Annotated in this window: 16 protein-coding genes and 1 other annotated feature; of the genes, 1 reads left to right on the top strand and 15 read right to left on the bottom strand. The window is 54.1% G+C overall.

Features of this window, described 5'->3' with window-relative positions:
* Window position 1: 1 nt before the first annotated feature.
* The 14 genes from H8B09_RS05410 to H8B09_RS05345 form a co-directional block, all read right to left on the bottom strand.
* Window positions 2-1,570: a glycosyltransferase gene (locus H8B09_RS05410; protein ID WP_191202398.1), complete on the bottom strand. Its 1,569-nt coding sequence runs from the start codon at window positions 1,568-1,570 to the stop codon at window positions 2-4.
* Between the two features lie 18 nt (window positions 1,571-1,588).
* Window positions 1,589-2,350: a TylF/MycF/NovP-related O-methyltransferase gene (locus H8B09_RS05405; RefSeq protein ID WP_191202397.1), complete on the bottom strand. Its 762-nt coding sequence runs from the start codon at window positions 2,348-2,350 to the stop codon at window positions 1,589-1,591.
* Complete coding sequence (locus H8B09_RS05400) at window positions 2,347-3,273, bottom strand: transketolase family protein (protein ID WP_191202396.1); 927 nt, start codon at window positions 3,271-3,273, stop codon at window positions 2,347-2,349. Before H8B09_RS05400 ends, H8B09_RS05405 begins: the two co-directional genes overlap by 4 nt.
* A gap of 1 nt (window position 3,274) precedes the next feature.
* Window positions 3,275-5,251 carry a thiamine pyrophosphate-binding protein gene (locus H8B09_RS30350; protein ID WP_224753264.1) on the bottom strand — a complete coding sequence of 659 codons (1,977 nt, stop codon included), beginning with the start codon at window positions 5,249-5,251 and terminating at the stop codon, window positions 3,275-3,277.
* A gap of 10 nt (window positions 5,252-5,261) precedes the next feature.
* Window positions 5,262-6,572 (bottom strand): class I SAM-dependent methyltransferase, encoded by a 1,311-nt coding sequence (locus H8B09_RS05390; RefSeq protein WP_191202395.1) that lies wholly within the window; start codon window positions 6,570-6,572, stop codon window positions 5,262-5,264.
* Window positions 6,562-7,686, bottom strand: coding sequence for a CDP-glucose 4,6-dehydratase (gene rfbG, locus H8B09_RS05385; RefSeq protein ID WP_191202394.1), 1,125 nt, complete (start codon window positions 7,684-7,686; stop codon window positions 6,562-6,564). The genes H8B09_RS05390 and rfbG overlap by 11 nt, the downstream gene beginning before the upstream one ends.
* Window positions 7,687-7,749: 63 nt before the next feature.
* Window positions 7,750-8,535 carry a glucose-1-phosphate cytidylyltransferase gene (rfbF, locus tag H8B09_RS05380; protein WP_191202393.1) on the bottom strand — a complete coding sequence of 262 codons (786 nt, stop codon included), beginning with the start codon at window positions 8,533-8,535 and terminating at the stop codon, window positions 7,750-7,752.
* Between the two features lie 2 nt (window positions 8,536-8,537).
* On the bottom strand, window positions 8,538-10,835 hold the full coding sequence (locus H8B09_RS05375) for a methyltransferase domain-containing protein (protein ID WP_191202392.1): 2,298 nt from the start codon (window positions 10,833-10,835) through the stop codon (window positions 8,538-8,540).
* Window positions 10,829-11,995, bottom strand: a complete 1,167-nt coding sequence (locus H8B09_RS05370) for a glycosyltransferase (RefSeq protein ID WP_191202391.1) — start codon at window positions 11,993-11,995, stop codon at window positions 10,829-10,831. The genes H8B09_RS05375 and H8B09_RS05370 overlap by 7 nt, the downstream gene beginning before the upstream one ends.
* A 140-nt stretch (window positions 11,996-12,135) precedes the next feature.
* Window positions 12,136-12,561, bottom strand: coding sequence for a hypothetical protein (locus H8B09_RS05365; protein ID WP_191202390.1), 426 nt, complete (start codon window positions 12,559-12,561; stop codon window positions 12,136-12,138).
* A gap of 427 nt (window positions 12,562-12,988) precedes the next feature.
* Window positions 12,989-13,327, bottom strand: coding sequence for a YolD-like family protein (locus H8B09_RS05360; RefSeq protein ID WP_191202389.1), 339 nt, complete (start codon window positions 13,325-13,327; stop codon window positions 12,989-12,991).
* The gene (locus H8B09_RS05355) at window positions 13,324-14,589 is read right to left on the bottom strand and encodes a DNA polymerase IV (RefSeq protein WP_191202388.1); all 1,266 of its coding nucleotides are present in this window, start codon (window positions 14,587-14,589) and stop codon (window positions 13,324-13,326) included. Before H8B09_RS05355 ends, H8B09_RS05360 begins: the two co-directional genes overlap by 4 nt.
* 282 nt (window positions 14,590-14,871) lie before the next feature.
* Complete coding sequence (gene tyrS, locus H8B09_RS05350) at window positions 14,872-16,161, bottom strand: tyrosine--tRNA ligase (RefSeq protein ID WP_191202820.1); 1,290 nt, start codon at window positions 16,159-16,161, stop codon at window positions 14,872-14,874.
* A 75-nt stretch (window positions 16,162-16,236) separates the two neighbouring features.
* Window positions 16,237-16,465 (bottom strand) — a binding site (T-box leader).
* Window positions 16,466-16,490: 25 nt separating this feature from the next.
* Window positions 16,491-17,897, bottom strand: a complete 1,407-nt coding sequence (locus H8B09_RS05345) for a DUF2515 domain-containing protein (protein WP_224753263.1) — start codon at window positions 17,895-17,897, stop codon at window positions 16,491-16,493.
* A 188-nt stretch (window positions 17,898-18,085) separates the two neighbouring features.
* Between H8B09_RS05345 and H8B09_RS05340 the strand changes: the two genes are divergently transcribed.
* Window positions 18,086-18,763: an SOS response-associated peptidase gene (locus H8B09_RS05340; RefSeq protein ID WP_191202387.1), complete on the top strand. Its 678-nt coding sequence runs from the start codon at window positions 18,086-18,088 to the stop codon at window positions 18,761-18,763.
* 169 nt (window positions 18,764-18,932) lie between these two features.
* Here the strand turns inward: H8B09_RS05340 and H8B09_RS05335 are convergent, their stop codons facing one another.
* Window positions 18,933-22,805, bottom strand: a complete 3,873-nt coding sequence (locus H8B09_RS05335) for a sugar-binding protein (protein ID WP_191202386.1) — start codon at window positions 22,803-22,805, stop codon at window positions 18,933-18,935.
* Between the last annotated feature and the right edge of the window lie 276 nt (window positions 22,806-23,081).

Here is a 23,081-nt window from a genome sequence, read left to right as displayed (position 1 = left end):
TCTATTCATTAGCATCCCCAGAACCAGAAGGCGGCTGAATGCTCCGTATCCACGCTAGTATCGTTTCGTAATAGGGCTCATCTTTATAGTGCGCCGTATAGATTTCTTCAAATCCGCTTACGTCCGTGCCAAGCTGCTCCTCAACGATCCTCTTATACCATGGCAGCACCGTTGTCGCCAGCATCGACCTTTTCTCCTTCAACAGCGCCTCATCCGACAGCCCATATGAACGGTAATGGTCCAAGATGCTCAAATAACCTTCGATAAAATACTTCCCATAATTGTACCCGGTCGGCTTATTGCCCGCATACCCGAACATCGCTTTGTTCACAATGGCAAAGTTCGGATTATGACGCAGCGCCTCGAGCTGAAGATAGATATGATTGAAGCCCGAGCCGATAAACTTCGACTTTTCTTCAATCTGGCGATAAGCCTCACGCTGAATCATAATCGAAGAGATAAAGCCCGAATGAATGGAGGCTGTTTCAATGAACGCTTCCAGCCCTTCCAGCCGATGGACTTGACCGTCGTCGCCAAGCACATTCAAGAAATAGACCGAACAGTCGCGATTATTCTGAATGAGATTCAACATTGGCATGATCGTCAGGTCGGTGAAAAAATCATCATCGCCGTGCAGCAGCACGTAATCGCCCCGCGCATCATCCAACAGCTTGATAATGTTTCGCTCTGCCCCGATGTTGTCGTCATTGCGCCAATAACGCAAATTCATATTCGGATAAGCTTTGGCAAAAGAGTCCAGCACCTGCTGGGTAGCATCTGGCGATGCGTTATCGGATACGACAACCTCAAATAATGAACAGTCGCCAATCTGATGAACGATCGAATGGAGACATCGATTCAAGTCAGCAGCACGATTATAAGTCGGAATGCAAATCGATAACACCGGTCGCTCCCGCCTTCTGCGCATAACCGCATCGACGTCCTCTTTCGTTTTTACCGATATCCAATCGACAGCGTGAGTGTCGAACATTTTGATGACACGGGCAGGCATTCCCGCTGCAACACAATAATCAGGAATATTACGCGTCACAACGCTGTTCGCGCCGATGACTGAGCCTCTGCCAATCTTAACCGGACCGCTTATTACGCAGTTCGCGCCAACCCACGTACTCTCGCCGATAATCGTCTCGCCTTCTGTTTCGGTAATGCCCTGATAAGCGATCGGGACACCAATATGCCGGTATTCATGCTGCGTATCCATGATGAAGGACTGGGGGCCAATCATCGCGAAACGCTCGATTAGAATCCGATTCGCCGCCGACATACACACGTTTTTGTTAAACTGGCAGTAGTCGCCGATTATTATTTTGGGCCGATCACCCGTTACTTCGGTGCAAATATTGAACCATGCGCCAGTCCTGACAAACACACCGCTGCCAATCGCCATTTCTTTGCGTCCATGCGTGGCACAACCTGCCTCAATGATCGTGTTCTCGCCAAGGAAGTAGAAGCCTTGATAGGGGCTGTTATTGTCCTGAGAAGTTTCTGACGACGTTCCCACTGACTCTGCCTCTGACCTCTCTGGTTCTTTACGTTCCTCCTCGCTCATCCGACCGGCCCCGTTTCCTTACAGAATGACATACGACACCCATGGGTCTGTCGGAAAACGGCGGATCGCCGAATCACGAATCGGCAGCATCTCAAGCAGCGCGGAAGTCTCGCCAGGGAAAGAAGCGCAGTTCAACTCATCGAAGCAGATGACAGCCCCTTTGCCCATCCTTGGGAGGAACACTTCCAGCGCTTTCTTCGTTGGCTCATATAGATCGAAATCCAGATAGAGCAGCGAGACGAGCAGATGCTTATTCCGTTCCACATACGCGTCTGCTGTCGCCATGAAATCTCCTTGCACGAGTTCCATATTCGGGATATGCGACAAATAGCGCTCCGCCGTATATTTCTCGATGGAACGCTGCAGCTGGTCAATCGTCTCGCCTTTCAAATCGCCGGCTTTGAATTCGTCGTCCGGCTCTTGATCCTCTTCGGATACAGACGGAAAACCTGCGAACGTATCGAAGCCGATGATTTTGCGCGTATGATTGGATGGCTCATAAATGTTGGACAGCTGCGCCCATGTGAACAGCCCGCCGCCATTGAACACGCCGCATTCGACGATGCTCCCTGTTACGCCGAGCACATGCTTGAATATTTCGTGGCGGCACAGAAATTTGGCCAGACTGCGCTTCGTTGCAAAACGCGGAAATGCCTCTAGCTTATTAAATACGGACAGCTGCGACTGCTCGAACGTCTCCTCCGTTAATCGGTACGCCTCGAAATCGGACGGCCGATGATGCTTGCCGATCATCCCCATCGGCTTGAACGAATCTGTCATTGCCCGCATGCTCCTCTCACGATGTCCTGAAATCGTTCATAATGAAAACCCGACCGCTCAAGCAAATACGAATGACTCCCCACTTCCCGGCAAAATACGTCCGGCAGGCCGAATCGCCGCAGCCGAACGCCTCCGCCAAGCTCTGCCAGCACCTCTGCCGAAGCCGAGCCTAGTCCGCCGATCACGCTGTGCTCCTCGACGGTAACGAGAGGAATGCCTCGCCCCGCATACTTGTTGATGATTTCGGCCGGGAACGGCTTTACGGTCGGCACGCTCACGAGCGCAGCCTCCACAGGATCAGCTTCTTCACGCAGCCGAAGCACCCATTCCTTGGCACGGCCGAGTGCGGTGCCCGAAGCGAGAACTGCAATCTGCGAGCCCGCTATGAGTTCAATCGGTTCCCCAAGCGCAATTCGCGTATCCGGCTCATGTACGCGTGCCTCGCCAGACTTGCCAAGTCGGATGTACATCGGACCTTGATGGTCGAAGCTTGCCGACGTCAGCTCGCGCGCTTCGATATCATCGCCCGGACAGCATACCGTCATATTCGGCAGCGCACGCATAAGCGCGACGTCCTCCAGTCCATGATGCGTCGGTCCCTGACCGCCATAGGCAAAGCCCGCACCGACGCCGACAATACGGACGTTCGTGTTCATGTAAGCCGCGTCCACTCGAATCTGCTCATAAGCGCGCATCGTCACGAACGGAATGATGCTGTACACATAGACGATATGGCCTGCGAGCGCAAGACCTGCGGCAATGCCCACTGCATTTTGTTCAGCGATGCCAGCATTAAGAAATCGGGAAGGATATCGCTCGCGGAACGACTCCCAGACGGAGAACCCAAGGTCAGGTGTAATAACGAAAATGCGCTCATCCGTCTCTGCCCGCTTCAGCAGCTCGCGTACGAAAGCATTCCTCATCTCATCCCTTCCCCTCCCTGCCGCCAAGCTGTTCGACCGCAGCCTGCCACTGTGCATCGTTCGGCGACTTATAATGCCACTCGAGTGTATCCGCCATGAAGTCAACGCCATTGCCCTTCACTGTTCTAGCGAGCACAACAGTTGGGCGGCTCTCGACGCTCTGATGATCCAATGCATGAATTAATGCATTCCCATCGTGCCCATCAGCCTCTATGGCTTCCCAGCCGAATGCACGCCATTTGTCTGCTAGAGAGGCATAGGGCGACAATGGCTCCGTACGATCGAAGCCTTGCCAGCCGTTGCAGTCGACGACTGCTATCAATTGATTCAGCTTAAGCGACGAGGCTACTAGTGCAGCCTCCCAGATTGAGCCTTCATTGCATTCGCCGTCACCGAGCACGACATAAGTACGACTGCTGCGCCCTGCCTGCCGGTCTGCAATCGCAAATCCCGTTCCGATCGAGAGACCATGGCCTAATGATCCGGCGGAAGCATCAATGCCGGGCGCTGCTTTACGATCCAAGTGCCCTGGCAATTGGCCGCCGTCCACCGAATAGCTGTCCAGGACATTTCTCGGAAAGTAGCCCCGTTCTGCAAGCACGGCATAGAGGGCTGTACTCGCATGTGCTTTGGAGAACACCAGTTTATCTCGCTCTGGTGCATCTGGCTGATTCGGATCAACCCGAAGCACATGGAAGTAGAGGGCTACCATTATATCTGCGGCGGATAACGCTGCACCGACGTGAGAGGAATTCGAACGATATGCCATAGTCACGATAGCCCGTTTGACCGCTACGCTGCGACTTTGTTCCAACGCATCCGCATAAGAAGCGACCGTTCGCTTAATCCCGTCGGCGAGCGCTGTTCGCGGGCGCCAGCCCGTCTCGCGCTGCAGCTTGGCGGTGTCCGCTTCCATCATCATGACTTGATCATCGCGATAAGGGACTACACCGTATCGGATAATCGGCACCCGTCTGCCGTCTGGCGTGTACTCGATATGCGAATGCTCTAGATCCGAGATATCATCAGACGAAGCTTGCGGCACGCCTAACGGCAGGCCGCGAGGCAGCTGTGCAGCCACCTCTTCTCGCACATGCTCAGCGATATCGCGAATCGTTCGACTGACGCCAGAGCCAAGATTGTACACGCCAGGAGCTGGGTCTAGCCTGCGGCCGAGCTTGCGTTCCCGATGCTGACTCTCCTCCGATACAGCGGCTGTGGTGGATGCCAGATGCTTATGTCTAGCCGCTGTCGATTGCTCAGCCAGTAAGGTGAAGGAAGCCGCTGCATCATCGATATATACATAGTCCCAGCGCTGCTCGCCAAGCGTCATCGCAGGGCTTTCACCTGCCATTAGCTGCCGAACTAATCCCGGAATAAGCCAATTGTCATTATCGTCAGGTCCGTAAACGCTGAATATGCGCACCCAATAGCCGTTCAGCCCGTGGAGTGTCGCTTCCTCCAGCGCTTGCCTGCCTGCTGTGAGCTTGGCACGTCCATAAGCTGTTGTTGGCGCTTCTATCGCCCCTTCATCAGCGCGGCCTTCCATCTGACCATATTCCGCTTGCGAGCCGGCGCCAATCCAGCTGTTGCAGCCAAGACGCGCAGCCAGCCTTACAGAATCAGCTGCGGCCTCAACATTCGCTGTCTGCCATGCATCATTGCGAGCAGCACCGGCAACTCCCGCCCAGCCAAGCTGCAGCCAGCAGTCGAATCGTTCGCCCGCTGCCGCAGCTGTTTCAAGCTGCCCTTGCCAACTCGATGGTTGCAGCAAATCACCCTCGATCAACTGCAGCGCTTCTTCGCCGCGCGGCAATCGTGCTGCGGCTGAACCTGGTCGAATAATGGCATAGACCTGCCATCCTTTGCTCAGCAGCTCTCGGCATACGGCAGCACCAATGAAACCGGCCGCACCCGTCACAACTGCCGTGCGACGCTCGGTTCTCCTATCCATCTCTCGCGTCTGCTGCTGTTCCATACACGACCCCTCACTTCAAAATATCGAGCATCGAAACGATTCGTTGCGGTGCGTTCGACAGCTTCTCGACCGCTTCGCGGATTTCTGTCATATAGCCATAACTGAACACAATGAGCGTATCGACCGGTTCCTCCGACAAACGATTAATTGGAGCAATTGGCACGCGGGACTTAGGCGCAAGCAGTCCATGCAGCCCTGTATTCGCATCGCATACGTAGGCAATACGCCAAGCCGAAGTCATAGCCGCCATCGTCATGACGCCTCTTCCGCCACCGCCATACCCTGCAACTTTACGGCCTAGCGATGTTTCCTCCTCAACGAAAGCATCCAACCTTGCAATCCCCTGATCCAGCTCTTGTTGAAACGTATCATAATCGATCGTGGTGGCCTCCGTTAGCACGACTTCCGATTCCGGCGAATGCGCGGCATCCATCACTGCTGCTGCAATAAGCAAGGAATTGCCGCGCCGCTCACGCTCGGGCAGCAGCTCCGTTGTCAGCAACCGGAAACCGCTGTTCGCCAGTGCACAGCGGAGTGTTTCCGCTGTCCAATAGGTGTAATGCTCGTGCTCGAACAAGCAATATTCTCTTCGCTCCGCAATGCGCGATAGATCGTGCACCTCGAGCACCAGCAGACCGCGGCCGGGATGCAGCGTTCTGCGCGCCGCCTCGAGCGTACCTGACGGATCCGGCAGATGATCGAATGTATAGGTCATGAGCAGTACATCAGCAGGCTGGAACGCTTCTGGCAGAAGCGCCGCTGTCTGCGGCATGAACAACGCCTCCATCACCGGCACGCCGCGTGCACGGCTCACTCGGCACAACTCCGCAGAAGGCTCAATGCCGAACACTTCGGCGCCAGCACGTTGGAAGCATGCCAGCTGGGCGCCATCTCCCGAGCCGATCTCAATTACTTTGAAGCCTTGCTGCAGTCCAAATCGGTCACGCACCGTGTCCGCCAGCCGCTGCATGAACCGCGCAGCAAATGGCGATTGACCAACTGTATACCCATAATCGACGTAGTAGGGAGAGAGGTCACGCTCGCCTACCGTTTGCGATATGCCGCATGCAGTGCAGCGATACACATCAATATCAGCCAAGTAAGGGGAACCTCCGTAATCCGGCGGACGAAGCTCCTCCGTCAGCGGCATCGCGGGCATATGCACCCATCTGACCAGCGGCCCCTCCCCGCATACGCGGCATTTATGTCCCGAGCATCCCGGGTCGTTCGCAGCCATCCCCACGCCGCTCACCGTCGAATCAGTCGGCGTAAGCTTCTGCTGGTTACCCGATTGATCTACATCCGCTGCTTTATTGTTCATCGCCCGGATCCCCGCTTTCCGTTGCTGCTCGGAGCATGGCTGCCGCCGCTTCATATTGCCTGATTTGACGCATAGCGATCTCACGCATCGGCGCACCCTTGAACCATCGTTCATACCAGGACGCCGTATGATCAATGGCTTCATCCGTATGCCATACCGGCTGCCAGCCAAGCCTTATTCGCGCTTTCGTGCTGTCAAGACGTAGAACTGGCGCTTCGTATGGCCCTTCCAACGGTGTACCTGCATCCGGAACGGACGGCGGCTGTGCTCCCAGCTTGGCGGCCATCCTCCCTGCTAGCTCCTGCACGGTCATGTCTTGGTCGGCTGACGGCCCGAAATTCCAAGCCTCCGCATAGTTCGAGCCGTTCAAATAGAGCCGCTCTGCAAGCCGCATGTAGCCCGATAAGGGCTCCAGCACATGCTGCCAAGGGCGTATCGCATCAGGCCGGCGCAGCCGAATCGATTGGCCGGATTGCACCGCCCTCACCATATCTGGCACGATGCGGTCTTCAGCGAAGTCCCCTCCGCCAATCACATTGCCCGCACGCGCGGTTGCTATCGACGCGTTTCCGCTGCCATCACTGAAATAAGAATGACGGTACGCTTCCACCGTCAGCTCCGCACATGCTTTACTGGCCGAGTAAGGATCCATACCTCCTAGCGGATCCGACTCAACGAAACCATTTCCGGATGCGGTCCCTGCATAACATTTGTCTGACGTTACAATGACAGCTGCGCGGACAGAGGGCTGCAGCCTTACACTGTTCAACACGTTCGCCGTACCGTTCACATTGATCTCGAACGTCTCAGCAGGTTCTGCGTAAGAACGCCGAACAAGCGGCTGCGCAGCCAGATGAAACACGATATCCGGCTTTGCATCGCGGACTGCCTGCTGCAATCTGTCTCCGTCCCGTACGTCGCCGCGTACCCACGGCATGTCATGCTCAAAGCCGCATAGCCGATACATGGCTGGCGCTGATGGCATCTCGTCACTATAACCGACAACCTCAGCGCCAAGCATGCGCAGCCATAGTCCAAGCCACGTTCCTTTGAAACCGGTATGCCCGGTTATTAACACCCGCTTGCCCTGCCACAACTGCTGCTCTCCGCTCACCTGCTGTCCTCCCAGCTTTCTTAACGCATGCAATTTGCCATCGCCATCAACAAAAGCAGTGCCCTAACTTCCCCATATCCGCCAAGGCGCATTGCCCGAACGCCACTGCTCTTCCAGCAGCGCTCTATCTCGCATCGTATCCATCGACTGCCAATACCCGGCATGCTGATAAGCCATCAGCTGTCCCTCGCTTGCGAGCCGTTCCAGCGGCTCTTTCTCCAGCATCATTTCGTCCCCGTCTATTCGCTCCAACGCACCCGGCTCAAGCACGAAGAATCCGCCGCTTACCCAATGGCCATCCCCACGCGGCTTCTCCGCGAACGTCGCTACGGAATGATCAGCGCCAAGCGCAAGTGAGCCGAACCTTCCGACCGGCTGAACCGCTGTCACCGTCGCCAGCTTGCCATGCGTGCGATGATGAAGAAGCAGTTGCTGCAGGTCGATATCCGCTACGCCATCGCCGTAGGTCAGCATAAAGGTTTCATCCTCTAGATAAGGAGCCGCCCGCTTCAACCGTCCGCCTGTCATCGTATCGAGTCCCGTATCTACGAGCGTCACTCGCCACGGCTCGGCCTGATGCCGATGAATGGTCGTTACCGTCCGTTCGCCCCCGCGAAAGTCGAATGTGACATCCGATTCATGCAGAAAGTAATGCTCGAAGTACTCCTTTACAACGAATCCTTTATATCCGAGGCAAATGATGAAGTCCGTAAACCCTTGATGCGCGTAAATTTTCATAATATGCCATAAAATCGGCTTGCCGCCGATCTCAATCATTGGTTTCGGCTTAAGATGCGATTCCTCGCTGATCCGCGTGCCGAGACCGCCGGCCAATATGACGACCTTCATGCTTAAGCGCCTCCCTGCCGTTTGCGGCATATTGCAACGATGTACATTGGTTTGCCGCTGCGGAACTGGTGGAATGGCTGCAACTCGCTGCCCGCAGAAGAAATTCGATACTGCTCATCGCGATCTACGGTCATCTGATTCGTATCCCGCAGCCAGCGCATGGCAGCAAACTGCGAGTCATCGATCCAATTCTGTCCGTAGAGCGCCTCAATCGTATACTCGCGCAGAAGATCGCCAAGCAGCTCGCCAATGCTGTACTCGAACTGATGATGAGGATTAAAAGGAGCCTCTTCCCAATAATTCGATGCATTCGTCACTTCGCGATTCGGCGTCGAGACAATAAGCAGTCCTCCAGAGCGAAGCACGCGAGCCGATTCCCGCACCCATGCATATCCGTCCTCGACATGTTCAATCGTCTCGAACGATACAACCGCATCGAACGTGCCATCTGCGAACGGAAGCCGCAGCACGTCTCCTTGCATATACACGATGCCCGGTTTGCCATAATCCCGCTGTGCTGCTCGGATCGTCTCGACATCGATGTCGATGCCGATGACCGATGCAGCACCAGACTCGAGCAGCATGCGCGAACCATAACCAGCACCGCATGCCGCATCCAGCACATGCAGACTGGACACATATCTCGCTGCGGCTGTATAACGCACCATATGCTCGTCGTATACATCGCGGAACTGAGTTTTCACTTCTGCATTCACAACTAGGCGTTCGCCCGTAAAAGCGATATCATTCTGTTCCTTGATAGCTGCGTCGCTAGATGCTTCTTGCTGTGAACTTTCTCGGCTGCCTGCAGCAGTTGCAGGAGGGACGACTGCTGATTCTGATTTCGTCTCTGTCTGTTCCTGTTCTTCCTGTTCTTCCTGTTCTTCCTGTTCTTCCTGTTCTTCCTGTTCTGGCCGCTCCGCAGCTTCTTCATCCCTCGTCTGCTTCGCCGGAATCGATGTAGTCCGGCGGCCCATCAGGACGAAGTAAGAAGCCATCCGCTCATTATCGGACGTCTCGATATCCCGCAGAGCAGCCGTCATTATGCCTTCCTGATCTCGCTCAGCTTCCGGCTCCAATGCAAGCGCAGGCCGCAAGCCGCCGATGCCCGCTCCCGCCATAACCGCTGCCGCTTCATTCATGGTGTGCAGCAGCGAGGCGTCAACCGCCTCCCCTTCCGCTATCCGGTTGCTGTATCGGTAAAACTGTCGGTTCGCATATCCTGCCGCTATCCAACCGCCAACACGAAGCTTACGCGTAACAGCTGCCATTAGCTGAGGCAATGCTGCGTACGCATGCGCATCGCCGATCAGCACCATATCGAGCGTTCCATCGGGAATCGACCACTCATTCGGCCGACCGGAACGGAAGACCGTAATGCCGACCGCGCCTGCAATACGCGCAGCCGCTTCGTTCCTCTCTGCCCCATACAACTCTGAGCCTGGAAAACGATATTTGATCGCGAGCAGCGTACCGCCGCAGCCGCAGCCGATTTCCATTACGCGAAGCGGGTTCTTCTGTTTGAATTCGCCCTCGACCATCCCAAGCAGGTCCGTGCGAATATTAAGAGCGAGAGCTGGCCGAAACCCCCAAATGCTCATGAACTGGTCCGAATTTACATGCAGCAGCTCTTGAAACTGCTTCATATTCTCGCCGAACGATACGCTCCCGTAATGATGGATGAATGTATCATTGCAGAGCAGCAAGCGGTAGCCAGCAAGCCATATACGCAAACTCAGATCGTCATCCTCGTAATTCCCAATCCCGAAACGCTCATCCAGCGGACCGACCTTCTCGTAAGCCTCCCGTTTCATAAGCAAACAGTAACCGATCAGCTTGAGCCGCTCTTCCCATTTGGATGAATCAGAATGGTTGAACGATTCCGCGAACGACTCCATCGCATCTCCGTCCTGATAAGGCACCGGAATGCTCGTTAAGTAAGAGGCTGCATTCGTTACAGGACCTACTGCGCCTATTGCCGGATCGCTCAGCAGCGCTGCCTTCAGTCCGTCCAGCCAACGCGGCGTGACGAGCGTATCGTTATTGAGCAGCATCAGCAGCTCTCCTACAGCCTGTTCTAACCCCTGATTGCATGCTCTTGGAAATCCAGCGTTGTCCGCATTAGCAATGAAGCGGATATCATCCTGTTGTTCCAACCAATCTTGCGTACCGTCGCTTGATCCATTATCTACTGCAATGATCTCGAAGCTTCCCTGCGTCGTATGCCGGCGGATGCTCTCGATGCACTGCTGCGTATATTCCAGCTTGTTGTACGTTACTAGAATAATGCTCGTCAGCATGGGGACTCCGTTCCGCCGTTCGGATCATCGGGCTGAGGTGCAGATTCCCCGATCGGCTCCTGATTGTTCTCTGCCGTCTGCGCGATCCCAAGCGCCTGCTCCAACCGCAGCTTATTGTCCAGCAGATTGACATCATCAGGCAAATAAGCAAGGGCCTTCTCATTGTGCTTATAGGCGTTCTCGATTTGTCCCAGCTTGGCATAACAAATGCATAGCTGAACATGCGGCATCCACGTCCAGCAGACGAGGTTGAGCAGCCCCATATGATATTGCGGTTTCGGCAGCGTCAGCGCCAGCTCATACCAATGGACCGCCGCATCGTATTGTCCTCTCTCCTCGAAGCTGTATCCGATCGAGCAGCAATGATCCGCCCTTGGAACCGCGAATTGCAAGGCTAACAACAGCGACTGCATCTTCTTCTGCTTCTGATTCAGATGATGGTAGCACTCTGCCAGTTTGCTGTAGGCGAACATGCGATCCTCCGCCGTCTCGTTCTCATTACGTACAAACTGCTCGTATTGCTCTGCCGCCTCCGTATACATCTGCTGGTCGACAAGCTCATTGGCATAATACAGCTGGTTGCGGCTCTCGAGCTTCGCGCCTCCCTGCAGCAGCTTCTTCTTGAAAATCTCCATGTTCCTCGCAGAGTGATCGCCCATCCGCTCATGAGAGATCGCCACTTCAGAGACGTACACTTTGCCTTCTGTCACGTCCAAATATTCATGTATCGGGTTGTACCAGCGATAACCCTTCTCTCGCCTGACAATCCGATTGCGGCGGGCGCCAGCAGCCGGATTGCCTGCCTTATCGAAAGCTAAATGGTACTCCATAATAATCGAATCTATGTCGTCAGGCATTTTGGCTACCAGCTTTTTGAACGCCTCGCGGTCCTTCTCCAGCATAATGTCGTCAGCATCCAACCACATCATGTGCGAGCAGGTCGCCTGCTCGAATGCGAAATTGCGTGCCGCAGCGAAATCATCAATCCATTCAAAATCGAAAATACGGTCCGTGTACCGTGCGGCAATCGCTTTGGTCGCATCGGTCGAGCCCGTGTCAATGATGTTGATCTCGTCCACAAGATCAGCCACCGAATCGAGGCATCTCGCCAGCACCCCCTCTTCGTTTTTCACGATCATGCACAAGCTTATCGTTATCACGGGAGACCTCCTTGCATGCATAGACTGTTTGCTATCGTATGCCGATCCAATATGGTCTGTATGGACGCATATGCCCATATGCACAAAAAAATATGCGCCCCGAGGGACGCATATCTTTTGCAGCTGTGAAGGTGTTGAGCTTACACGGAGCTCGAAGCGATGCCGTAGAATGTTTCTGGGCCGTTGCGTGCGCCTGTCAGTACAGCCAGCGGGCCGCCGGAAATAAAAGCACTGTACACCGTTTCAGCCGCCGCAGGTGCAAGCAAGTCCTGCACGTTGAAGCTAACTTCACTGGAGCCGTTCAGCACGTCCAGCGCGATAGCCGATTGCAGCGTGTAGATCGTCGTGCCGCCTGTTACGCCGCGAACGATTTCGATTGTAAACGTATTGCCAAGCGCACCGCCGCTAATACCAACCGTTCCCGCAAGCGTTACGATTGGGTTAGCTACGTTTTTCGTTTGCAGACCGATGATGCCGAACAACTGAGGAACAGTCGTCAAGCTAACACCGATCGAGCCAGATGCATTCGCATTCATGGAACTTCTCATATCCAAAAAAGTACCCATAGCGATTCACCTCCTGTAATTCAAGATACAATACAGTATGGTGGTTCTATCGTTTTGGTTTGGACAACTTGCTCAGGATAATGGTTTATTTTGTAAAAGCTTCCGACTCGGCGCTTGGCATCTCGCTTTGCCTCCGACGAAGGCCGATCAGCAGCATGACAGCGGGAATACCGAACTGAAAGATTAGTATATAGTTTCTCATAAAATACTTGCCTAACCATAGATGGGTCGTATAGTTCCGCTCAAAGAGAGCGATGACGAATAGAAGTACGCCGATGACCCATGTGCATTTACATCTACGTTCCCGCAGGACGGCGCTTTGTTCGACGTAGGTGTATCTGCTCTTTCTGCCCTCTCAGTAAAAAGAGATAGGCGCATTTCTGCACCTATCTCCGCTTCTTCTGCCTTGCTATCCAACCCGTCCGAGCTACTCCGCATCTCCGCCTTCGCTCTCAGCTCCCTCAATTTGCTTTATCTCAAACCACTCGCCATCCACCATAAACCGTCCGCGGTAGCTGTCGATTCGGTCAACTGTTCCGATCACCTTCGTCTCTTCGTAAGGATGATACATCCGCAGTTCAATCGGCTGCCGCAGCTGGTAAGACTCTGTCATTAGCCGCTCTATCTGCTCCCACTCATGCTCGTCGAGCTCGACCGGTGCGCGGCGCTTCAATTCTTTGGCGCTGTTGATCAACTCCAGCTTATGCTCAGGCAGCATCATCCGGCTCGATTCCCACAGGCCGTTGCCTTGAAGTTTTTTGCTCATTTGTAATGACCTCCGATTTTGCCGGAACGATCCCGCGCTTGACCCGCGTGCGTCATTGAAACGGCGCGCATAATGACCGTATCCCCATACTTCTCCTTCAGCGCATCTGTGGCCCGCTCCAACGCCATGAAGCGCTCCCGATCATCGAACAGCGACAGCTGGTACTGCTCACTGTTGCTGAATTGTCCGAGTGTTACGCCTACCTTGCGGACCGGATTGCCGTCCCAATGCCGCTCCAGCAGCCGGACTGCCTCTCGGTAGACATGGTTGGTCACATTCGTCGGATCTGCCATCTTGAACTGGCGGAAGAAACCGGTCGGCCTGTCGAAGTCCGCCCCTTGGCAGCCGACCGCAATGACCTGACCCATGAAACCTTTGCTGCGGCACCGCTGGCACACCAGCTCCGTCAGCTCCAGCACAACGACCTTAATCTCCTCAAGCGTGCCGTAATCCCGAGGCAGCGTCATCTGATGCCCGATCGACTGCGGCGGCGATTCATGCGTACCCGGCGTCACGGGACTGTCGTCCACACCGCTCGCGATCCGCCAGTATAACTCCGCGTTAATGTCCGAGTTTTTGCCGAACTTGCGTCGCATCAGCTGCTTTAATCGATCCAGCGGCGTCGCCGCAAGGTCTCCAATCGTCTCAATGCCCATCGCGTGAAAATGGTAAGTCATCCGATTGCCCGCCATAAACAGCTTGCTGATCGGCAGCTTCCAGAGCGATTCCGCCAGTCGTTCCTTCTCCAGCACGTAGAGGCCCGAAGCATTCTTCTTCGCAAAGTTGTCGCATGCGGTTTTCGCTAATATTTTGTTCTCGGCAATGCCGAAGCGGCAGTAGATGCCCGTCTCCGACAGCACCTGCTGCTGCATGTGCCGCGCCATCGTTTCTACATTGCCGCCGAATAAATGCAGGGAGCCCGTCACATCAATAAACTGCTCGTCGATGCTGTAGGGCTCCACCAGATCGGTGTATGAACGGTAAATATCCGAGATTTGAAGCGACACTCGAATATATTCCGCCATCCGCGGGCGCACGACGATGAGCTCCGGACATTTCGCCACCGCTTCCCCTACCCGTTCGGCCGTCGTTACCCCCTTCGCCTTAGCGAGCGGGCAGGCGGCAAGCACGATGCCCGAGCGTCGCTCCGGGTCGCCGGCAACGACAATTGGTTTGCCTGCGTAATCGGGATTTTGCGATTTCTCGACGCTGGCATAGAACGATTGACAGTCTGCAAGCATTACCGTACGTTTAACAGCCATCGCGTTTCACCGGACAAAACGTCCTTCCACGGACGCAGGGTGCACCGCCATCGGCCACTTTCCGTGCAACCGGCATTCCAACCCCTCCTGTACAGAAACGTATGTTCCCCTATCGCTCTATATTATATACAGAACATGCGTTCCTATACCAGCCTATTTTTGTTCACAAAATATGACATCACGCCTGCCGCGGACGCAAAAAAGCCGCCATATGGGCGGCTTGAACGCAGGCTGCAGCGCTGGAATACAGTGCTGCAGCCTGCGGAAAATGTGGCGCTCAATTTAAACGAAGCGCACCAGGTAGTAGTTCTTCTTGCCGCGGCGCAGCACGACGTATTGACCGTGAAGACGCTGCGATGCGCTGACGACAGCTTCGATGCTCGTCGTTTTCTCGCCGTTGACGTACACGGCGCCGCTCTCGATGTCTTGACGCGCTTGGCGCTTCGATGGCGCGGCCTTCGATGCGATCAGCAGGTCGATCAGCAGCGGCTCTTCGCCTGCTGCATGCTCAACTGTCGGCATGCCTGCCAGCGCTTCAACGAGCTCGGACTCGTTAAGCTTCGTCACATCGCCGGAGAACAACGCCTCCGTGATGCGCTCTGCGCTCTCCACTGCTGCGTCGCCATGCACGAGACGCGTTACTTCGCGAGCGAGCTCGCGCTGCGCTGCACGCTTCTCTGGACGCTCGTTAAGCTCCGTCTCAAGCGCTGCGATCTGCGCGCGATCGAGGAATGTGAAATATTTCAAGAACTTAATAACGTCGCTGTCGTCCGTGTTGATCCAGAATTGATAGAACGTGTAGACCGACGTTTTCGTCGAATCAAGCCATACGGCGCCGGATTCGGATTTGCCGAACTTCTTGCCGTCGCTCTTCGTAACGAGCGGCATCGTAATGCCGTATGCGTCGCCGCCGCCCATTTTGCCGATCAGGTCGAGACCTGCCGTGATATTGCCCCACTGGTCGCTGCCGCCGATTTGAAGCGCGCAGTTGTGCTCCGTCCGCAGACGATAGAAGTCGTAAGCCTGCAGAATCATGTAGCTGAATTCCGTGAACGAAATGCCGTTCGCCAGACGCGAATCAACCGAATCCTTCGCCAGCATGTAGTTGACGGTGAAGTTCTTGCCGATGTCACGCAGGAACGTAATGATATCGAGCGGCGCGAGCCAGTCGTAGTTGCTCACGAGCTTCGCAGGGTTGTCCTGCGCATCGAAGTCGAGGAAGCGGGACAGTTGACGCTTCAGGCTATCTGTCCACTGCGCTACCGTATCGTCGGAATTGAGCGAGCGCTCCGTCGAACGACCGCTTGGGTCGCCGATCAGACCCGTACCGCCGCCGACCAGCGCGATTGGATTATGGCCCGCTTGCTGGAAGCGGCGAAGCATCAGAATCGGGAGCAGGCTGCCGATATGCAGGCTGTCTGCTGTAGGATCAAATCCGCAGTACAAGACGACGCGGTCATTGGTCATCTTCTCCAGCAATGCTTCGCGGTTCGTCGTCTGGTGAATGAGGCCGCGGTATTCGAGTTCCTCTAGGAAATCAGCGGCAATGCCCTTAACAGTCGGTTGAGTCATGGTCATAATCTTCCCTTCTATCATCTCATCTTAATATTGGCGAATATCGCAAAAAAGACCCGTTCCTGTCAGTTAGACAGGGACGAGTCATCGCGGTACCACCCTATGTTGAACATGCGCGGGGCATATTCCACTCTTGTCGGATAACGGTCGACGACCGTCTTGACCTTCCGCATACGCGGGTTCGGACATAAGAAGCTCCAGGACGTAATTCGCATTAAGCGCATGCACCGGCTCGCACCACCCGCCGGCTCTCTGATGCATAGGCTGACTTAAGCTACTGAATTCCCTTCGTTGCTTGTACGTATCAGTCCTTTTTATACCATTGATTAAGGTCTCATGTCAATCGCATGATCTTGAATCGGCAGCTCAGGTTCGCTGAAAGCCTCCTCCACTTCCTCTTCCGGACGAAAAGATGCGGCTGCCGCAAGCTCCAGCTTATCAAGCAGAAATCCGTACTCGTTCGTCATCTCGAACGTATTCGGAAGCGGCAGCCGCTCGAAATACGGGACGACGTCGACGGCCATCGTGAACCAATCCCCCGGCTCTGCCGGTTCTACGGCTTGATCCGGCCAAGCGTCAGCCAGCGCAGGACTGTAGGGGCGTTCCGCACCGGGCTTCAGTTGGCCGCCGAGCAGCCGCTCCTTATAAGGCACTTGAGCGGGATGCTCGCGCAGTCGTTCGAACAAATGCGGCGCAAAATCAGCGCGTGAACCTGTATGGCGTACGCTGCGGGCAAAGGCTGCTGCTCCATCGCCGATGCGAGGTACAGCGAACAGAAGCGCATACAACCTTTTGCCGATTTCGATCCGTTCATGAATGCTGCTGAATCGTTCGATAATAAGCCCCGCCAGCCGCAGCTCTTGCGGTTTCTGCCCATGAGCGTATGGCAGCAGAATGGCATTGAGCTGCAGCAACGATTGCACACCGAAGAACAACGTGTCGATGACGCGCTTCCGATAATACGGATGCTGAACAAGTCGGCGCTCGATGTAATGCTGTTCATTCACGATTAGAGCCACCGTGAGCACCGTGCTATTGCGCGTTGTCCAGAACTGCTCCCACACCGGCTGCATGAAGCCGGATACCCGAAGCATCGGCAGCAAATGAAATAAAGGGCGGCGGAAGCGCACGCTATGCTCATACAGCAGGAGCTGCGGATAGGCATCACCGAATATAAGTGCATTAGCCCGCTCTAGAAAAAGAAAAATGTCGTCCCGCTTGCGCTCGCTTAGCAGCCGGGGCAGCCATTCCCCTTGCAGATCCGTCATATTCCAGCCGCCATTGCGCGACACCATATGCGCCAGCATCGCCCAATGCAGCTCGGGACGCCGTTCATACATCGCTAGATAAGCCATCGTGCGTGTTACATTGTTTCGATTAAGCCGCGCCGTCTCTCCGCGAATGTAGTCCAACAGCGCCCGATCAGCGGCTTTCAAGCTGGCTTCAGTCGGAATCGGCAGTCCGGCCTGCTGCTCTAGCTTGCGCCACGACGATGCAAGCGCCGCGACCAGTGATTGTTCCAGCGGCAATGCAGAAGCTGAAGCCGACATCGCTTGGGACGCCGACATGGCCCGCCATTTGCCGACCGCATAGCGGATCGCATAGGCTACAGCGTCTATTGGCAGCCGCAGCACACGAAGCACTGCTGCTGCCGCTTCGGAACCAAGACGCCGCGCCAAGCAGCCTTGTGCTAGGCGGGCAGCGCGGCGGCGGTGAGCGTTCGTCACGCGCATCCTTCCTCTCCCGATTGACTCTTCGATCTATACACGCTGCAAATTGTGACAGTTGTACTGTTTGTATTATTTGTCAACTTTTACACTTATAAACACCAATCCGATATGCGCACACCTCGTAATCGATGTATAATAAGCGATAACGATGATCAGAACTGCGAAATCCAGCGTAGGAGGAGACCGCTAATATGTGCGGACGCTACACCTTAACCGTATCGCTTGAAGAAATGATGCTTCGGTTCATGATTGGGCAAACGAATGTGCCTTATCACCGGCCGCAATATAATGTCGCTCCCGGCCAGCTCGTGCTCGCCATTATTAATGACGGGGAACAGAACCGGCTCGGCGAGCTGAAGTGGGGCCTTGTGCCGCCTTGGGCAGACGATCCGAAAATTGGTTCGAAGATGCTTAACGCCCGCGCTGAAAGCGCAGCGGACAAGCCCGCCTTCCGTGAAGCCGTACGACGCAAGCGATGTCTCATCCCAGCCGACAGTTTCTATGAATGGAAGACGCGCCAAGACGGTACCAAGCAGCCGATGCGCATCGTCATGCGCGACCGTCAGCCGTTCGCCATGGCTGGCTTGTACGAGACTTGGGTTGCCGCAGACGGCGTGAAGCTGAGCACCTGCACCGTGCTGACGACCTCTCCGAACGAATTGATGGAGCCGATCCATAATCGAATGCCGGTCATGCTTCGTCCCGAGGATGAACCGCTATGGCTCGACCGCACAATAACTAATCCCGCTGACCTGCAGCATCTATTCCAGCCATTCGACGAATCGCTGATGGAAGCTTATCCAGTATCTGCAGCAGTCGGCAGCGTCCGCAACGACTTCGCGGAATTAATTGAGCCAGTGGAAGCATGATGAGACTGCGGCTGTCACGCCCCTTATAGGCCAACAACATGAAGCAAAGGCGACCTCAACAGAGGCCGCCTTTGCTTTATTTATTTTCAAACAAAAAATAAGTGAAATAACTTAAAGCGCATTTGGCTGGTACATCTTTGAATACAAATGGATTGCCGTTATTTGTTATTCACTTTCCGTTACCCTTGCCGTTGCCGTTGCCGTTGCCATTACCGTTGCCATTGCCATTGCCGTTGCTGTTGCCGTTGCCATTACCATTGCCATTGCCGTTGCCATTGCCATTGCCGTTGCCGTTGCCGTTGCCGTTGCCGTTGCCGTTGCCGTTGCTGCCAGTGTTATCAACGAGAAGCAGCTGGCCAAAATGTTCTGTCGTTTGCCACGAGGCGTTGGATATGTCGCTCCAGACTCTTACAGTATCACGGATGCCATCATTATTCGAATCATCGTTAACCTGGAAGTCAAATCCGATAATTTGTCCTGCGGTTGCCTTTGGAAGTGCAATGCGGGCTTCTACAACATATCCGTTCTCGACTAGCTTGACCGCAGACGTCAATTGAGACGCTTTTGCGCCGCTGCCGCCGAATGATTGAACATTTTTGAAATTAATACGATACTGACCGTCGTCATGTTCATACGTCCCAGATTTATGGTTGTTTCGATCCACGTACAACTCTATCGAGTCTTGTTCCCATGCATTAGGATTTTTATCGTTCAACACAGGGTCGATGACTGTAGCAAGAACGTAGAGATACTGAGCATCCCACATCACTTTCGCCGTGCCGACTGCACCGCCTTGGCCACTTACTTGCCTGCTCGTAGTAATCGTCTTCGCCCTGCTCCATACATTGACGTCTTCTATGCCATCGATGATGATTGCGCCAGACGCTTTCTCAGCTTGTTCTGTTCGAATGGCTGTATCGATCAGATTGACTAATCCGAAATTGGACGTATTCATATAAGAAAGCCCGGTTGAGTCATTCCAAATCTTCACATTCTCCCGAGTACCGTCGTCATTCGCGTCATCATTGATTTGGAAATCGAATCCGATCGTCTTGTCCTCGACCGCATCTGGTAAAGCAATTCGTGCTTCTACATCGTAGCCCGTCTCAGTGAGCTTTACTGCAGACATCAGCTGGGATGTGTTTGCGCTACCGCCAAACGATTGGACATTCTTAAAGTTAATGCGATATTGCCCGTCATCTGCTTCATAACTCGCAGTTTTATGATTGTTGCTATCGAGGAACAGCTCGATCGAATCCTGTTCCCAGACATTGGAGCTCTTGTCGCTCAGAACAGGATCCGTCACATGTGCCATCACGTATAAATAATGGTCATCCCACATCACCTTGGCCGTGCCGCTTGCTCCTCCGCTGCCCGTGACACTTCGGTTCGCCTCAATCGTATTCGCCTTCGACCATTCAGCCGGATCCTCGACGCCATCAATTGCAACGCTGCTCGGCGCTTTGACAGCGTTTATGGATTGGATACCATCGTCAAGCGTCAGCCTGGCGTAACGGGCAGTGCTGGAATTCTGAGTGTTCGAATAATCGCTCCAAGAGGTTACGGCGTTATCCTGATCCGCATCCTTCAAGCGAACATCGAAGCCTTTGCCTACATTCATGTCGCCGCCCGTAATCGGGATAGCTGCTTCAATGATATAACCGCCGGTCTTCTCCGTTACCGTATACGTAATACCGTCCGCCGCTGCGCCAGAGCGCTTCAATACATACGCTTTGTCGTCCGCCTCGATGCTTGCGGAATGCGAATTGTTGTCATCAAGGAACAGCTCGACTGAATCATTGGCATTAAGGGTAGCATCGTTCACTTGTACCGTTGCGTACAAATGCGTCGGATCCCACAGCAGCTTTAGGGTGCCGTTCACCTTGCTGCCTTCGATTTGCTGTGCAGGCTGATTCAGCCACAACAGCTCTTGCAGGTGATCAATGACTGGCGTGCCCTTCGCAATCCTTACCGCTTTCGGATCTCTTGGAAGAGTCGGCAGACGAGTAGGATCGACAAGAGCCCAATACGAATATTTGGCTTGCATGCGTTCGTCAAACGGCAGCGGCCAGTTATTCCGTACAACCGGGAACGTGCGCAGCCAGGTGTTCAAATCGTCTTTGCCCCAGAAGACGACGGCCGTAAGGTCGTCGGCATGCTTTTTGAATACGTCGAACAATTCCTTATAGCGGTACGCTTGCTTGATCGCAAGGTCTTCGGAGAGCGTATCGTACTTATCGTTATCGCTCGTATAAACGCTCATATCGAGCTCCGTAACTTGCTGCTCAACGCCGAGATCCGTGAACTTCTCGATCGTTTCGTCGATCGCCTGGATCGTCGGATTCGCAATGCCGATATGCGTCTGATGGCCGACGCCGTCAATCGGAACGCCTTTATCCTTCAGCCGCTTGACCAGGTCGTACAAATCCTGGCGTTTGACGGGATTATCCGTGCCGTAATCGTTAATATACAGCTTGGCATTAGGATCAGCCGCATGCGCGTATTCGAATGCCTTCTCGATGAATTCTTCGCCTGCGATTTGGTACCACTTGCTGTTGCGCAAGCCGCCCGGTTTATTGTCGCCTGGCTCAATGACTTCGTTCACGACATCCCAAGCGTAAATTTTGCCCTTATAGTGACCCATAACCGCATCGATATGAGCCTTCATCCGAGCAAAAAGCACTTCTTTGCTGGCCAAGTTTCCATTCGCATCCTTAAACACCCAATCCGGCGTCTGCGAATGCCAGACCAATGTATGACCGCGCAATGCAATGCCGTTATCGAATGCGAAATTAGCGATTTTATCGGCCCGCGCAAAGGTGAAATTGCCTTCTGTCGGTTCCGTCGCATCCCATTTCATTTCGTTGCCGGCCGTGATGCTGTTGAAATGCTTCTTGATCAACTGAGCGCCTGGACCATTCACATCATTGATCTCTTCGGCAACAATGGCTGTGCCCAGCTTGAAATCGTTTGTGAAAGAATCTTTAAGATTCGGAATATCTTGCTGAATCGTAATCGGGACGATATCTGGCGCTTTCTCAATCGAGAAATCGTCCACGTAGAAACTTAAGGTCGGGTAGTTGAACGACTCCATATAAACTTCAAACTTATCGATCGGGTTTTTCACTGTGTATTGTCCCGTAATTTTGGTCCAGCCGTTCGCGTTGGCTTGAGCCGAAGTGACCATCTCGTAATTATCTTTACCCTCTGTCGTTCGCTGAACGACGATCGAGACAGGAGTATCGGCAGTACCGACTGGCAATCGAACCCACGCCGTAAGCGCATACGTTTTACCTTGCTGAATAACAGGCGTTACGTTCAACTGGGCTCCGTTCCAGCCCTCCTGCCTATTCGAAACAAGCATGCTATGAGTGCCCGAATGAGCCGTTGACGTCTCGGACGTCAACACCTCGTTGCCGCCGCGCGCATACCAGCCTTGCAGGGTGCCGTCTTCAAAGTTTGTCGTAATCGAAGTCGGTCCGGAGGGCTCTGCGGGGCTCGTCTGCGTAATTGTAATATGGTCGACATAGAAAGAATCCAGCGTTGCCAACTCAAAATATAGCTGCAGAGCCGTCACATCGCCAGTGTATGTGTAGCTCCCTGACAACTTGGTCCATTGATCCGCTGTAACTGGCTGAGCATATGCCACGGATTCAAAATTGGTATTCGTTTCACCTGCAGCGGTGCGGGCAACCGTGAGGTTGGCTGTCGTAGCAGCAGTGCCGATCGGCAGCTTAACATATGCCTCGATTTGATATACTGCCCCTGGCTGAAGAACGTTGAGCATGTTATAGCCTGGCCCGTTCCAAGTCGCCTTGCGCGCCGAGGACAACAGCGCATGCGTACCGCTCTGCCCCGCATCTGCCGCGACCGTCAGCGTATCCCCCCTAGCTTCCCAACCTTGTGTCGTGCCGTCCTCGAAATCGAACGAGAGCGACGTCGTCTCCGCTTTCGCTTGCTTAGGCATCGCATTAAACATCGTCACTACTAGAGCGACTGCCATAAACAGCGAAGTGAAGCGCTTCCAACTTTGCTTCTTCATTAACACACCTTTCCTTTCGATGTATATTCCATTAAGCACTCCGAACGGAGCGCGTCATGGTCTCGCAACATAAAGCACGATCACTGAGTTGGATTTGCTGTGCGCAACAAAAGCCGAGAATCGTGCCAGCGGTACGTTACCCTATTGAAAGTTTACCGATAGTTAATTCGAGAGAAAATCTGTCAACGATTAGTAAATTACCTTTGAAAGTATTGTTTTCATATAAAAAGACGCCCAAAATCGGGCGTCTTCAATGACTGGACAGGCTCAAAAAAC

The organism is Paenibacillus terricola (genome assembly GCF_014779765.1).
Lineage (GTDB): Bacteria > Bacillota > Bacilli > Paenibacillales > Paenibacillaceae > Paenibacillus_T > Paenibacillus_T terricola.
Note: the sequence above shows the minus strand (reverse complement) of the source record. Positions and strands in the feature narration are given on the sequence as shown.